Annotated in this window: 10 protein-coding genes; 6 read left to right on the top strand and 4 right to left on the bottom strand. The window is 71.3% G+C overall.

Annotated features, from left to right (window positions below; all coding sequences use genetic code 11):
- From AB0J67_RS34110 to AB0J67_RS34085, 6 genes are all read left to right on the top strand, one after another.
- On the top strand, window positions 1-952 hold a 952-nt coding region (locus AB0J67_RS34110; protein WP_363488680.1), incomplete at its 5' end, for a sugar ABC transporter permease.
- Window positions 945-1766 carry a carbohydrate ABC transporter permease gene (locus AB0J67_RS34105; protein ID WP_363488678.1) on the top strand — a complete coding sequence of 274 codons (822 nt, stop codon included), beginning with the start codon at window positions 945-947 and terminating at the stop codon, window positions 1764-1766. The genes AB0J67_RS34110 and AB0J67_RS34105, both read left to right, overlap by 8 nt.
- Window positions 1767-1878: 112 nt before the next feature.
- Entirely contained in the window at window positions 1879-3723 is a 1845-nt protein-coding gene (locus AB0J67_RS34100; RefSeq protein WP_363488676.1) for a spherulation-specific family 4 protein, read from the top strand.
- A 25-nt stretch (window positions 3724-3748) separates the two neighbouring features.
- Window positions 3749-7348: a fibronectin type III domain-containing protein gene (locus tag AB0J67_RS34095; RefSeq protein ID WP_363488674.1), complete on the top strand. Its 3600-nt coding sequence runs from the start codon at window positions 3749-3751 to the stop codon at window positions 7346-7348.
- A 176-nt stretch (window positions 7349-7524) separates the two neighbouring features.
- Window positions 7525-8022 (top strand): hypothetical protein, encoded by a 498-nt coding sequence (locus tag AB0J67_RS34090; RefSeq protein WP_363488672.1) that lies wholly within the window; start codon window positions 7525-7527, stop codon window positions 8020-8022.
- A 134-nt stretch (window positions 8023-8156) separates the two neighbouring features.
- Window positions 8157-9128 (top strand): ADP-ribosylation family protein, encoded by a 972-nt coding sequence (locus AB0J67_RS34085; protein WP_363488670.1) that lies wholly within the window; start codon window positions 8157-8159, stop codon window positions 9126-9128.
- A 143-nt stretch (window positions 9129-9271) separates the two neighbouring features.
- Here AB0J67_RS34085 and AB0J67_RS34080 read toward each other — a convergent pair whose 3' ends face one another.
- The 4 genes from AB0J67_RS34080 to AB0J67_RS34065 are packed head-to-tail and all read right to left on the bottom strand — an operon-like array spanning window position 9272 to window position 13400.
- On the bottom strand, window positions 9272-10285 hold the full coding sequence (locus AB0J67_RS34080) for a LacI family DNA-binding transcriptional regulator (protein WP_363488668.1): 1014 nt from the start codon (window positions 10283-10285) through the stop codon (window positions 9272-9274).
- Window positions 10285-11178, bottom strand: a complete 894-nt coding sequence (locus AB0J67_RS34075; protein ID WP_363488666.1) for a carbohydrate ABC transporter permease — start codon at window positions 11176-11178, stop codon at window positions 10285-10287. Before AB0J67_RS34075 ends, AB0J67_RS34080 begins: the two co-directional genes overlap by 1 nt.
- The gene (locus tag AB0J67_RS34070) at window positions 11175-12101 is read right to left on the bottom strand and encodes a sugar ABC transporter permease (RefSeq protein WP_363488664.1); all 927 of its coding nucleotides are present in this window, start codon (window positions 12099-12101) and stop codon (window positions 11175-11177) included. Before AB0J67_RS34070 ends, AB0J67_RS34075 begins: the two co-directional genes overlap by 4 nt.
- A 3-nt stretch (window positions 12102-12104) precedes the next feature.
- Window positions 12105-13400, bottom strand: a complete 1296-nt coding sequence (locus AB0J67_RS34065) for a sugar ABC transporter substrate-binding protein (RefSeq protein ID WP_363488662.1) — start codon at window positions 13398-13400, stop codon at window positions 12105-12107.
- Window positions 13401-13674: the final 274 nt, after the last annotated feature.

Raw genomic sequence — 13674 nt, 5'->3', positions numbered from 1 at the left:
GGCGCGGGTTGCGGCCGCGGTGCCCGCCCCGGCGCCCGCGGGCCGTGTCCGCCGGCGGCGCCGGTGGACCGCCGAGGCGGGATGGGCGTACCTGCTCATCGCGCCGACCGGGCTGGGGCTGGCCGTGTTCTACCTGTGGCCCGTGCTGCAGACCGGGTACTTCTCCTTCACGGAGTGGGGCCCGTTCGGCGGGCACGAGTGGATCGGGCTGGACAACTACCGGGCCCTGGCCGCCGACGAGGAGGTGCGGCAGGCCCTGGCCAACACCCTGCTGTTCGCGCTGCTCGGCCTGCTCGGCATCCCGCTGGCGATCGTCTTCGCGGCACTGCTCAACCAGCCCCGGCTGCGCGGCGTGTCGGTGTACCGGGCGCTGTTCTTCCTGCCCGTGGTGACCATGCCGGTCGCCGTGGCGATGGTGTGGCGCTGGCTCTACAACGGCGACTTCGGCCTGGTCAACCAGCTGCTGTCGGTGCTCGGCGTGGACGGCCCGCACTGGATCGCCGACCCCGCCACCGCGCTGTACGCGCTGGTGGCCGTCTGCATCTGGGCGGGGCTCGGCTACAACATCGTGGTCTTCCTGGCCGGCCTGCAGGCGATCCCGCGCGAGTTCTACGAGGCGGCCGAGATCGACGGGGCCGGGCCGGTGGCGCAGTTCCGCCGGGTGACCCTGCCGCTGCTGTCGCCGTCGATCTTCTTCGTCTCGGTGCTGTCGGTGATCGGCTCGCTGCAGCTGTTCGACCTGGTGTACGTGATGGCCGGCAGCGGCCAGGCGGCCCGCTCCAACCCGGCCATGCCCCGCATCCAGACCGTGGTGGGGCTGTTCTACGACAAGGCGTTCTACACCAACGACCGGGGCTACGCCGCGGCGATCGTGATGGCGCTGCTCGTGCTCATCGTGGTCTTCACGGCGATCCAGTTCCGGCTGCAGAAGCGGTGGGTGCACTATGGCTGACCCGAAGCGCCGGATGGCGGGCACGCACGTCACGCTGATCCTGGGGTCGGCGGTGATGGTGATCCCGTTCGTCTGGCAGCTGCTCACCTCGCTCAAGACGCTGACCAACGCCACGCGGGTGCCGCCGACCATCGCGCCGGACTGGCGCTGGGCCAACTACGCCCAGGTGTTCGAGCTGCTGCCCTTCGGCGACCAGTTCCTCAACACCGCCCTGGTCGCCGCCGCGCGCACCGCCGGGCAGCTGCTGTTCTGCTCCATGGCGGCGTACGCGTTCGCGCGGCTGCGCTTTCCCGGCCGGGGCCTGCTCTTCGGGCTGTTCCTGTCGGTGCTGATGGTGCCGCCGGCGCTGTTCGTCATCCCGCAGTACGAGATCATGGCCGACCTGGGCTGGCTGAACTCGCTCGGCGCGATCATCGCGCCCGGCCTGTTCTCCGCGTTCGGCGTGTTCCTGCTGCGGCAGTTCTTCCTCGGCCTGCCCCGCGAGCTCGACGAGGCGGCCCGCCTCGACGGGGCCGGGCCGCTGCGCATCTACTGGTCGGTCATGCTGCCGCTGGCCAAGCCCGGCCTGCTCGCGCTGGGCATCCTGGTCGTGCTGGCGTCCTGGAACGACCTGTTCTGGCCCCTGATCGTCAACACCGACCCGGAGCAGATGACCCTGTCGGCGGGCCTGGCCTCGCTGCAGGGCCAGTTCCAGACCGACTACCCGGTGCTGATGGCCGGCTCCCTGCTCGCCTCGCTGCCCGTCATCGTGGTGTTCACCGTGATGCAGCGCCACTTCATCCAGGGCATCGCCTTCAGCGGCAACAAGAGCTGACGGCGTCCCCGTCCCAGCCGCTTTGCTCTGCTTACCCATACGCACGTGCGTATGGGTGAGCAGAGCAAAGCCGGACGCAACCACTCACCTCTCCCAGATCGGAGACACGACCATGCTGCACCGGCATGGCCGCGGACGCCTGCACCTCCGGGCGGCGGCCGTTCTCACCGCACTGCTCGCCACCCTGGCCGCGGGCACGCCCGCGCAGGCGACCGGCGGCACCCACCACGGCGCGGCGCAGCAGCTCGCGGTGCCCGCCTACTTCTACCCCGGCGGTGACGGCGCCGCCCTGTGGCAGCAGCTCAACGTCCCGGGCGTCGGCATCGCCGTGGCGAACCCCTTCTCCGGCCCCGGCAAGACCCGCGACCCTAACTACGCCGCGGCCATCAGCGCCGCCAAGGCAGCGGGGGTACGCGTACTCGGCTACGTCGCCACCGGCTACCTCGGCACCACCGGCCGCGCGACCAGGCTCAACGAGACCACCCCGGCCGCCTGGGCCGCGCAGGTCCAGCAGGACGTGGCCACCTGGTACCGGCTCTACGGCGCGGACGGCCTGGGCGGGATCTTCTTCGACGAGGTGCAGAACGTCTGCGGCCCGCAGGACTCCTACGTCAAGACCTACCGCGCGCTCGACCGGCACGTGCGGCGCGCCCAGCCCGGCGCGTTCACCGTGGTCAACCCCGGTATCGACACCGAGCCGTGCTACGCCGACGTCGGCGACGTGAGCCTCACCTTCGAGGGCACCTACGAGACGTACCTGGGCTGGCAGCCGCCGACCTGGCACCGCGCGCTCGACCCGCGCCGGTTCTGGCACCTGGTGCACGCCACCGGCACCGCCGAGCAGATGCGCGACGCCGTCGCGCTCAGCAAGCAGCGCCAGGCCGGCTACCTCTACGTCACCCCGGACGTGCTGGCCAACCCGTGGGACTCGCTGCCGCCCGCCGACTACTGGACCGGCCAGCTCGCCGCCGCCGCCGACGGCGGCCCGGACGGCACCGCGCCCCGTGTCCTGGGCACGCCGCTCGCGGTGCACACCACCGCGACCGAGGCCACGGTCGGCTGGCTGCCCGCCGCCGACGAGGGCCGGGTCACCGGGTACGACGTCTACCTCGACGGCGTTCGCGTCACCGGCACGCTGAACGCGCTGCCGCTGGTCACCCTGCACGGGCTCGACCCGGCGCGCAGCCACCGGGTCGCCGTCGCCGCGCGCGACGCGGCGGGCAACGTCTCCGCGCCCGGCCGCGCCGCGACCGTCACCACGAAGGCCGCCGACGCCTCGCCGCCCGCCGCCCCGGCCGGGCTGCGCGCCGCCGAGACGAAGGTCGCCAGCGTGCGGCTGGCCTGGACCGCCTCCGCCGAGGCCGACGTCACCGCCTATGACGTCGAGCTGGACGGGCAGCCGCTGCTGTCGCTGCCGTCGTGGCTGGTCACCAGCGGGGACACGGTCACCGTGCCGGTCAGCGGGCTGGAGCCGGGCACGGCGTACACCGTCACGGCGTACGCCCGCGACGGCAGCGGCAACCGCTCGGCCGCCGCCGGGCCGCTGGCCGTCACCACGACGCTGCCGTCCGGTGACCCGATCACCGGCGCGGGCGGGGTCATCGGCACCGACGGCGTGACCTACCAGGCGAAGTTCAACCTGCCGTTCGACTTCCACCACCTGTTCATCGACGTCGACGGCGACGCCGCCACCGGGTTCGCGACCGCGGGCATCGGGGCGGACCTGCTCATCGAGAACAGCTGGTTCTACCGCCACACCGGCACCGGCTGGAGCTGGGCGCCGGTCGACGGGCCGAGCCCGCTGGTCTCCAGCGACGACGACCACTACGTCTGGCGCGTCCCGGCCGCCGTGCTGTCCGACGTGCTCGGCGGCGCACCGCTCGGCCCGCACCGGGCGGTGTTCCACGGCTCCGGCAGCTCGCCGGAGGTCTACACCGCAGTGATCACCATCAGCTGACCCCTCCACCCGAAGCGAGGTGCACATGAACCGCCAAGCTCAGCCGCACCGCACCGCTGCAACACCGTTCCGCCACCGCCGGGGCATCGCGCGGCTGCTCGCCGCCGCGCTGCTCGCGGCGACCGCGCTGACCGCCGGGCTCGTCGCCACCGCGGCGACCCCGGCGGCCGCGGCCGGCTTCGAGATCGGCCGGACCCCGTTCTACGGCAAGGTCCCCACGCTCAACCAGCACAGCCGCACCGCGTTCTGGTACGGCGCCGTCGACCAGGCGAAGGTCAACCAGCTCAAGGGGTACGACCTGGTCGTGCTCGAACCGACGCTGCGCGTGCTGAACGTGACCCGCGACCACTTCTACTTCGAGTCGGTCACCTCCGCCCAGGTCCAGGAGATCAAGCGGGGCAACGACGGGGCGCTGGGCACCGCCGACGACGTGATCGTGCTCGGGTACCTGTCCGTCGGCGAGATGCTGCCGACCATCATCCCCGGGCACAGCGGGCACATGACCATCCAGAAGGGCATCGACCTGGGCCTGCTGCCCGCCGGCTACGGCGGCCCGTCCGGCCCGCTGCACGGCCCGAACCCGTGGAACTACAACGCCGCCGGCTCCTACCTCAACGTCGAGGGCGGCGCGACGCCGGACGGCACGTACGAGGACGGGTACGCCAACTACGCCGGGACGAGCATAGGCGCGAACTACTCGTCCTGGGGCAACCGCCTGACCTGGCGCAACAACGGCGTCATGCCGTGGTATCTCGACCAGCAGGGCACCTGGGTCAATGACAGCCGCTACCTGTACGGCGGGTACTGGAAGGACGGCGACGGCACCGTCGACGTCAACCCGACCTACGGCGGCGGGTACATCAACGGCGGCGACCCGGCCTGGCAGAAGTTCGTCACGTACCAGGTCGACAAGATCGTGCACGACGGCGACTACGACGGGGTCTTCCTGGACACCGTGGACACGCCCGACCCGGTCGGCGGCGCCGGTCCCGGCATCTCCTGGGGGCCGCGCGGCAACTTCGGCTTCACCGCGGGCGGCATGGTCGACCTCGTCGAGAAGATCAAGGCGGTGGACCCGAGCAAGGTCGTCGCGTCCAACCGCGGCTACTGGTACTTCAACCCCGACGAGGGCACCTCGCAGTTCGCGTCCCGCTACCGGCACGCGATCAACATCTTCGTCACCGAGTCCTGGTACTACAACACCTACATCCCGGGCTTCTACGACACCAGCCCCGGCTTCGAGGCCAACTGGAACACCAACCCGGCCTCGCCGACCTACCGCAGCCGCGACAACTTCGGCGGGTTCTGGAAGGACTACATCAACGCGCAGGCCAACCAGGCCGACGGGTTCAACGTGGCGATCATCGACTTCCGGGTGCCCGCCTCGGGCACGCAGAAGTGGATGAACGAGGTCGTCAACAACTCGGACTACCTCGCCTACGACGTGTCCGGGGCCAACCACTTCAACTCCGCCGTGTACGACGACGCCAAGAACTGGCTCGACGCGCAGGGCCTGGCCGCGCCGGCGCAGACGGGGGCGCATCCGACCAACCTCTACGGCGGGTTCGTCGCGGACGGCAGCACCGGGGAGTGGAACGCCGAGACACCGATCTTCAACGATCCCGCCGGCGGCAACGGCAAGGGCATCACGAAGGTCTACGTGAAGTTCGTCGGGGACCGGTTCTTCATGATGGTCGAGGCGAAGCAGACCATCAGCCTGGCCCAGGAGATGATCTACTTCGACTACGACAAGGACGGCCCGACCGGCTGGCAGCCGTCCTGGCCCACCTCCCCGGACTCGCGCCTCTACCTGGAGAACCTGAACCAGGCGTACCTGCTTCCACACGCCGGGGCCGGGCAGGGCGACGTGTTCAAGTTCAGCAGCCCCAGCTCGCCCACCAACCGGGGCTGGCCGGTGCGGGTGGTGCAGTCGGGCACCCGGGCCGAGTTCGAGTTCGACCGCGACTACGTCTTCCCGGCCGCGATGGCGGGCACCGAGGTGTGGACGTGGCTGCGGGTCGCCAACTTCGGCGGCTCCTCGGTGAGGTTCACCGTGCCCGGCGGCGGCACCCCGCCGTCGCCGTCGCCGACGCCGTCCGGCTCGCCACCCCCGGCGCAGCCGCCGGTGATCTCGAACGTGCAGTACGCCAACGTCACCACCACCGGCGCCACCGTCACCTGGACCACGGACATCCCGTCGTCGTCGGTGGTGGAGTACGGCACCACGACCTCCTACGGCTCCACCGCGACCGGTGCGAGCAACGTGACCAGCCACTCGGTCACGCTCTCGGGGCTGGCACCGGGCACGGCGTACCAGTTCCGGGTGCGCTCGGCATCGGCGGGCGGCACCACGAACAGCCCCAACGGCACGTTCACCACGGCCACGTCCGGCGGGAGCTACCCGGCGATCACCGTGGACGGGGCGGCCGGTGACTGGGGGAGCATCACGCCGGTGCTGACCGGCAGCACCACCGTGCAGTCGCTGTCGGTCACCAACAACGCCGGCAACCTGTACCTGCTGGCCCGCGGCACCGGGCTCAACGTGCTCGGGCAGTTCTACCTCGACACCGACAACAACACCGGCACCGGCTACCAGGCGACCGGCTGGAGCAACCCGTCCGGCGCGGACTACATGCTGGAGAACGGCAACCTCTACCGGCACGCCGGCGGCGGCTGGGCCTGGACCTCCCTGGGCGCGGTCACCTTCACCCGCAACGACACCGTGGCCGAGGCGGCGATCCCGCTGTCGACGCTGGGCCTGGCACCGGGATCGCAGTTGCGGGCGGGCTACCTGAAGAACAACTCCGCCACCGACCGGCTCCCGGCCGCGAGCGGCACGTTCCCGGTGGTCACCCTGCTCAACGGCACCGGCGGCGGAGGCGGCGCACCCGTCATCAGCAACGTCCAGTACGCCAACGTCACCACGACCGGCGCCACCGTCACCTGGACCACGGATGTCGCCTCGTCGTCGGTCGTCGAGTACGGCACGACCACGTCCTACGGCTCCACGGCGACCGGCGCGAGCAACGTCACCAGCCACTCGGTGACACTGTCCGGGCTGGCACCGGGCACGGCCTACCAGTTCCGGGTCCGCTCGGTGTCCGCGGGCGGCACCACCAACAGCCCCAACGGCACCTTCACCACGGCCACGTCCGGCGGCGGAAACCCGGCGATCACCGTGGACGGCAACGCGGGGGACTGGGCGGGCATCACGCCCGTCCTGTCCGGCGGCACCGGCGTGCAGTCGGTGTCGGTCACCAACAACGGCACCACGCTCTACCTGTGCGTCAAGGGCACCGGCCTGAACGTGCTCGGCCAGTTCTTCCTCAACACCGACAACAACACCGCCACCGGCTACCACGCCGCAGGCTGGACCAACCCCTCCGGCGGCGACTTCATGCTGGAGAACGCCAACCTGTACGACCACGGCGGCAGCGGCTGGTCCTGGACCCCGCTCGGCGCGATGACCTTCGTCCGCAACGACACCGTCATCGAGGCCGCCGTCCCGCTGGCCACCCTCGGCCTCACCCCCGGCGCCCAGCTCCGCCTCGGCTACATCAAGAACAACACCACCGACCGCCTCCCCACCCCCACCGGCACCTTCCCCCTGATCACCCTCCTCTAGGAAAGGAAGGGCACCCTCTTAACGCCATGCGTTGTAGAAGGTGCCCTTCTTAACCCTCATCGCGCCGGGTGCCGCGCCGCTCGCGACGAGCCGCGCGGCACGACCGCGGAACCTACAATGCGATGGACGCGTCGAACCGGGCGCCACCACCAGTGCTTGCAGTGAGGTGACCGGCCATGTCACGGTCCGCAGACGACAACTTCTGCGTTGTCACGACAACCCAGAAGTTGACGCGCGCCGCGAGGGAGCTGCCCCGAGCCGCCGGCCTGCTTGCCTTGGCACTGCTGGCCACCGTGTCCGCCTGTGCGTCCACAGCCGACGGACCACCGCCGGAATCGTCGTACGCGGTGACGGTCGACCTGTTCTCGGGCCGAGAGAATCCGCAGGTCGCGCTGAGCGACGGTGCGGCGGAGCAGCTCTACGGCGACCTGGACGCCCGCGCCGCGGAGTTCCAGGCCGCCGCCGAACCACCGGCCCCGCTCGGCTTCCGCGGTTTCGTCGTCGACCCGCCCGTCGACGCCCGGCCGGTGCTGCGGGTGACGCAGGATGCCGTGTACTCGGTCCGGGGCCAGGAGCACCGGAAACTCGCCGACCCGTCGGGCCGCTACTACCGCCTCGTCCTCGACGACGTGACCCCGCACCTCGCCCAGGACGTCCGCGCCGCCCTGCCCTGACCCTCACCGCGTGGTTCTGACCGGGATCAGCGATCTTGAACGATGGCCGCCCCGGTGCTCGGCGAGCGGTCGGCTGTGGCATCGTGGCGGTTCGGCTCGCGTGGGCCGGTGCGGCACGCGGGAGGCGAGCGGGCATGGGCGACTTCGCTTTCGACCACGAGCGGGTGGCCCCGTCACTGGCCACGATGGACAGCCGCTTCGACGCCGTCGCCGAGCGCGTGCTACGCGGGTACGGGCTGCGCCTGCCCCGCCACCTCGCGGTGTTCGCCGCGTTCCTCGACGGCATCGGCGACGCCGGCCGGCGCGCCCTGGCCGACGGCGTGGGTCTGAGCCCCGGCGGCATCACCCGGTACTTCGAGGACGGCGGCCTGGCCCTGACCGGCCGCGACGGGCTCGACGAGCGCCTGGACTCCCGGTTCCGCTGCGACCCGCCCGAGTTCGTCACCGTGCTGTGGGGCGACAGCGACGGCCTGCACTTCGGGCTGTGGTACGACGACCCCGCCGAGCTGCCGACGATGGTGGTCCACAACTACGCCCGCGACTCCGCCGAGACCTGGTCCGAGCAGCTGCCCACCGTGCTCGCCCAGGTGGGCAGGCGGCTCGACGACGCCGACATGGACGCCGCCGACGACCCCGACTACGACGAGCCGGACGGCGCCCGCCAGCGCGCCGAGCTGCGGCGGGCCGTGGCGGCGTACGCCGACGCCGACGAGCGGGCCCGCGACCACGACGGCGCGGTTCGGTGGGTGGGCGCGGCCCGGCCGCCGATCCTCGGGGGAGTCGGTCCGGCGCTGCCCGACGGGTCCGGCGACCCGCGCGGCGGTCATCAGCGCTACAACGAGCGCTACGAGGCCTACCGGGCCGGTGCGCCGCAGGTGCGGGAGTGGATCGCGCAGGCCGAGCGGGAACTGGCCGCCGGCGAGCCCGCGTACGCGCTGGTGCTGGGCCGCGAGCTGCACTGGTTCGACGCCGACGCCTACCGCGCGGACTCGCTGCGCCTGCTCGCCTCCGCCTACCGCGCGCTCGGCCGCCAGGCGCTCGCCGAGATAGCGGAGGTGCACCACGCACACCGCGACCTGCGGTCGGTGGACGTACTGCGCGGCTGAGCACGTGAGCCGGCGTCCTGCCGGCCGCCCGGAACCATCCGGCCGCACCACCCGCGACGCCGCCATCCGGGTGCGGGCTCCGCGAGAGTTAAGAAGGTGCCCTTCCTCTACGCATAGCGTTAAGAAGGTGCCCTTCCTTTCGGTCAGGCGGATTCGCGGGTGATGAGTTCGGTGGGCAGGACCAGGGAGTCGACGGAGTCGGCGCCGTCGATGAGGTCGAGCAGCATGCGGACGGTCTCGGTGGCGACCTGCTCCAGGGGCTGGCGGACGGTGGTGAGCTTCGGGTGGGTGGAGCCGGCGATGGCGGAGTCGTCGAAGCCGCCGACCGCGACGTCCTCGGGGACGCGGCGGCCGCGGGCGCGCAGCACGGCCAGCGCGCCGGCGGCCATCAGGTCGGAGCCGACGAAGACGGCGTCCAGGTCGGGGACCCGGTCGAGCAGCTCGGCCATGGCGGTCTCGCCGCTGTGCCGGGAGTAGTCGCCGTGCGCGATGAGCTTCTTGACCGCCTTGCGGCCGAGCACGTCGCAGAAGCCCTCCAGGCGGTTCAGCCCGCCGGGGGTGTCGAGCGGGCCGGTGATGATGCCGATCTTCTTGCGGCCCCGGTCGACGAGGTACCGCGTCATCTGCCGGGCGCCCTCGCGGTCGTCGGCGGCGGCGTACGGGATCACGCCTTCGCGGCCGAGCACGGCGCCGCAGGCCACCGCCGGGATCTCCAGCCCGTCGAGCTCGGCGAGCAGCGGGTCGCCGGAGTGCGCCGACAGCAGCAGCACCCCGTCGGCGTGCCCGCCGCGCAGGTAGCGGACCACCCGCTCGCGGTCGCCGTCGTCGCCGGCGACCATCATGACCAGCGCGACGTCGCGCTGGGCGAGGCGCCGGGTGGCCACCCGCAGCAGCACGCTGAAGTTCGGGTCCTCGAACAGCTTCTCCTGCGGCTCCGAGAGCACCATGACCACGGTGCCGGTGCGCTGGGTGACCAGGCTGCGCGCGGCGCGGTTGACGACGTACCCGGTCTCGGCGACGGCCCGGCGCACCGCGGCCAGCGCGGCGGTGCTGACGTAGGGGTCCCCGTTGAGCGCACGGGACACCGTGCCCCGGGAGACCCCCGAGGCACGGGCCACGTCGTGGATCGTGGGACGCCGCTTGTTCGTCACGCCCATCAGCTTTTCACAGACCCGCCGGAGAGATCCGTCCGCCAGTACCGCTGCATGGTCAGGAACAACGCGATCAGCGGGATGATCGACAGCAGCGCTCCGATGATCACCAGGTGGTACAGCGCGGGCTGGTTGGCCCCAGTGGCCAGCAGGGTGTACAGGCCGACGGTGAGCGGGAAGCGCTCGTCGTCGGCGAGCATGATGAACGGCAGCAGGAAGTTGTTCCAGATCGCCACGAACTGGAACAGGAAGATGGTCACCATGCCCGGCGCCAGCAGCGGCAGCGCCACCACCCGCAGCAGCCGGTGCTCGCCCGCCCCGTCGATGCGCCCGGCCTCCAGCAGCGCGTCCGGGATGGCCGCGGCCGCGTAGATGCGGGCTAGGTAGATGCTGTACGGGTGCAGGATGCTCGGCAGCAGCACCGCCCAGTAGCTGTTCGCCAGCCCGGCCTTGGCCAGCAGCAGGTACTGCGGGACCGCGAGCACCACCGCGGGCACCAGGATGCCGCCGATCAGCACGTTGAAGATGACGTCGCGGCCGAAGAACCGGAACTTGGCCAGGGCGTACCCGGCCAGCACCGACACCGCCGTGGACAGCAGCGCGCCGACGCCCGCGTAGAGCGCGGTGTTGGCCATCCACTGCCAGAAGATCCCGTCCCGGTACGCCGACAGGTCGGCGATGTTGTCGAGCAGTCCGGTGCCCGGGGCGAACGCGTTGGAGGTGAACAGCTCGCCGCGGGTCTTGGTGGACGCGGTGACCACCCACAACACCGGCAGCAGGCAGTACAGCGCCCCGAGCAGCAGCACCGCGGTCGGCGCGAAGCCCAGCGGGCGGCGTACCCCGCCCGGCCGGTCCGCGCCGGCGGTGGTCCGTGGCTTGTCCAGCATGGTGGCGGTCAACGTTCCTCCCCGAACGCCCGGCGGCGCACCAGCCGCATGAACAGCAGCGACGGCACGACCGAGATCAGCGCGATGACCAGCGAGGTGGCCGCCGCGGAGTAGAGGTCGCCGTTGACGAACGCGTCGGTGTACACCTTCATCAGCGGGCTCCAGGTGGAGCTGACCGCGTTGGAGATGGGCCGCAGCGTCATCGGCTCGGTGAACACCTGGATCGTCGCGATGATCGAGAACACCGTGGTCAGCACCAGGGCCGGCGCCAGCATCGGCACCTTGACCCGCAGCGCGATGGCCAGCTCGCTGGCCCCGTCGATGCGGGCGGCCTCGTAGTAGTCGCGGGGGATGGCCCGCAGCTGCGTGTAGAGCACCAGCATGTTGAAGCCGGTGCCGCCCCAGATCGCGACGTTGACCATCGAGAACAGCACCGTGCTCGGGTCGAGCAGGTCCACGTTCTCGACGCCGAACGCGCGCAGCGTGGCGTGGACCGGGCTCAGGCTGGGCAGGTAGAGGAAGCCCCAGAGCAGCGTGGCGACCACACCGGGCACCGCGTACGGCAGGAAGATCGCGATGCGGGAGAACCGGGCCAGGCGCACCCGCGCCGAGTCCAGCAGCAGCGCGAACACCAGCGCCAGCCCGAGCATCAGGGTGAGCACCAGGCCGGCGTACCCGAGCACGCGCAGCCAGCCCGCCCAGAACTCGCCGTCGGCGACGGCGGCCCGGTAGTTGTCCAGCCCCACGAAGATCTCGGTGCGCGAGTTCTTGCCCAGCCCGAGCCCGGAGAACTTGACCCGGCGCATGCTCAGGTACGCGGTGTACCCGATGGGGGCGGCCACGAACAGCGTGAACAGCACGACCGCCGGGGCGAGGTAGAGGTAGGGGGTGGCGCCCGCGCGAGCCGCGCGGGCACCCTGCTGTGCCGTGGACATGGGTCAGCTCGCCAGCGTGAAGCCGGACTTCTTCATGTCGGCGACCGTCGCGTCCTGCACCGCCGCCAGTGCGTCGGTGAAGGAGGACTTCTGCTGCACCGCCTTGTCGAAGGCGTCCTTGTAGGCGCCGTACGCGACGTTGACGTTGGGGCCGAAGGTGAAGCCCCGCGCGGTGCCCGCGATGGTGGTCGCCTGCTGCCAGAAGTCGGGCTGGTTGGCGAAGTACTCCGGCGCGGTGGTCAGCAGCTGCTGGCCGCTCTTGGCCGCGGGGTAGATCGCGGCCTCCTTGATCAGCAGGTCGACGGCCTTGGCGTCGGTGTTCAGCCAGCTAAGGAACTGCGCGGCGGCCTTGCGGTGCTTCGAGCCCGCCGAGACCGCGATGGACGAGCCGCCCCAGAAGCCGGAGTGGTTCTCCCCGGCGCTCCACTGCGGCAGCGGCGCGATGGCCCACTTGCCCTTGCCGTCGGGGGCGTTGCTGCTCAGCACACCCGGGCCCCAGACCGCCGACGACCAGGTCAGCAGCTTGCCCCCGTTGAGCGCGGCGTTCCACTCCGGGGTCCACGGCGCCTGGGTGTCCACGACACCCTCCTTGGCCAGGCCGCCCCAGAAGTCGGCGACCTTCTTCGTGGCGTCGTCGTTGATGCCGACCTGCCACGCCTCGCCGGTGATGGACCACCACTGGCCGCCCGCCTGCTGCGCCAGCCCGGCGAACCAGCCCGGGTCCTTGCTGGAGAAGCCGCCCAGGTAGACGGACTTGTCCCTGGCGTGCACGGTGCGGGCCGCGGCGGCGTACTCCTCCCACGTGCGCGGAACCTCGAGCCCGTACCGGGCGAACAGGTCCTGGCGGTAGTAGAGCATCATCGGGCCGCTGTCCTGCGGCAGGCCGTAGACGGCGTCGGTGCCCAGGGTGACCAGGCGCCAGATGCCGTCGGAGAACTCGCCGCGCACGCCCTCGACGTCGGCCTTGATGTCGGCGACGGCCTCGGCGGCCACGAACGACGGGAGCATCTGGTACTCGGCCTGCACCAGGTCGGGCGCGTTGCCGGCCTTGGCTGCGGTGAGGAACTTCGCCGCCGCCTCGTCGCCGCCGGCCTGCTTGCTGACCGTGACCTTGATGTCGGGGTGGGCCTCGTTCCACACCGCCGCGATCTTGTCCATGTTGGGCGCCCAGGTCCAGAACGTCAGCTCGACCGGGCCGGTCTCCTGCGGGGTCTCCTCTTCCGGGCTGCTCGAACACCCGGCCACGAGGGCGCCGGCGAGCAGCACGGACAGCGCCGCGCTGAGCCGCTTGGTACGCATAGGTCCTCCGTCAAATGGCGAATTCCTCTGTGAACGTTCACAGTGCGCCACAGTCTCCGCTGCCGTAACGCACCCGTCAAGGCCCCGTTTCCGAGGCGTTACCCGCGGCTTGCGTACCCCCATGATCGTCCGACTTGCCAGGCAATCGGGCGAATCTTGGCCCGACTTTCGCCCATGTGCCATCAGCGGGATCTCCGCGTACCCGCGCACGCCGCGTTCGCGTACCCGATGCAGGAAGTCACGCAGGGCGGGCTGGGGATCCTCGCCGCGGCGG

Source organism: Catellatospora sp. NPDC049609 (genome assembly GCF_040675365.1).
Lineage (GTDB): Bacteria > Actinomycetota > Actinomycetes > Mycobacteriales > Micromonosporaceae > Catellatospora.
Note: the sequence above shows the minus strand (reverse complement) of the source record. Positions and strands in the feature narration are given on the sequence as shown.

Excerpts from the sequence above, each read along its gene's own strand:
- AB0J67_RS34105 (WP_363488678.1), top strand. The coding sequence starts at position 945 with ATGGCTGACCCGAAGCGCCGGATGGCGGGCACGCACGTCACGCTGATC.
- AB0J67_RS34100 (WP_363488676.1), top strand. The coding sequence starts at position 1,879 with ATGCTGCACCGGCATGGCCGCGGACGCCTGCACCTCCGGGCGGCGGCC.
- AB0J67_RS34095 (WP_363488674.1), top strand. The coding sequence starts at position 3,749 with ATGAACCGCCAAGCTCAGCCGCACCGCACCGCTGCAACACCGTTCCGC.
- AB0J67_RS34090 (WP_363488672.1), top strand. The coding sequence starts at position 7,525 with ATGTCACGGTCCGCAGACGACAACTTCTGCGTTGTCACGACAACCCAG.
- AB0J67_RS34085 (WP_363488670.1), top strand. The coding sequence starts at position 8,157 with ATGGGCGACTTCGCTTTCGACCACGAGCGGGTGGCCCCGTCACTGGCC.
- AB0J67_RS34080 (WP_363488668.1), bottom strand. The coding sequence starts at position 10,285 with ATGGGCGTGACGAACAAGCGGCGTCCCACGATCCACGACGTGGCCCGT.
- AB0J67_RS34070 (WP_363488664.1), bottom strand. The coding sequence starts at position 12,101 with ATGTCCACGGCACAGCAGGGTGCCCGCGCGGCTCGCGCGGGCGCCACC.
- AB0J67_RS34065 (WP_363488662.1), bottom strand. The coding sequence starts at position 13,400 with ATGCGTACCAAGCGGCTCAGCGCGGCGCTGTCCGTGCTGCTCGCCGGC.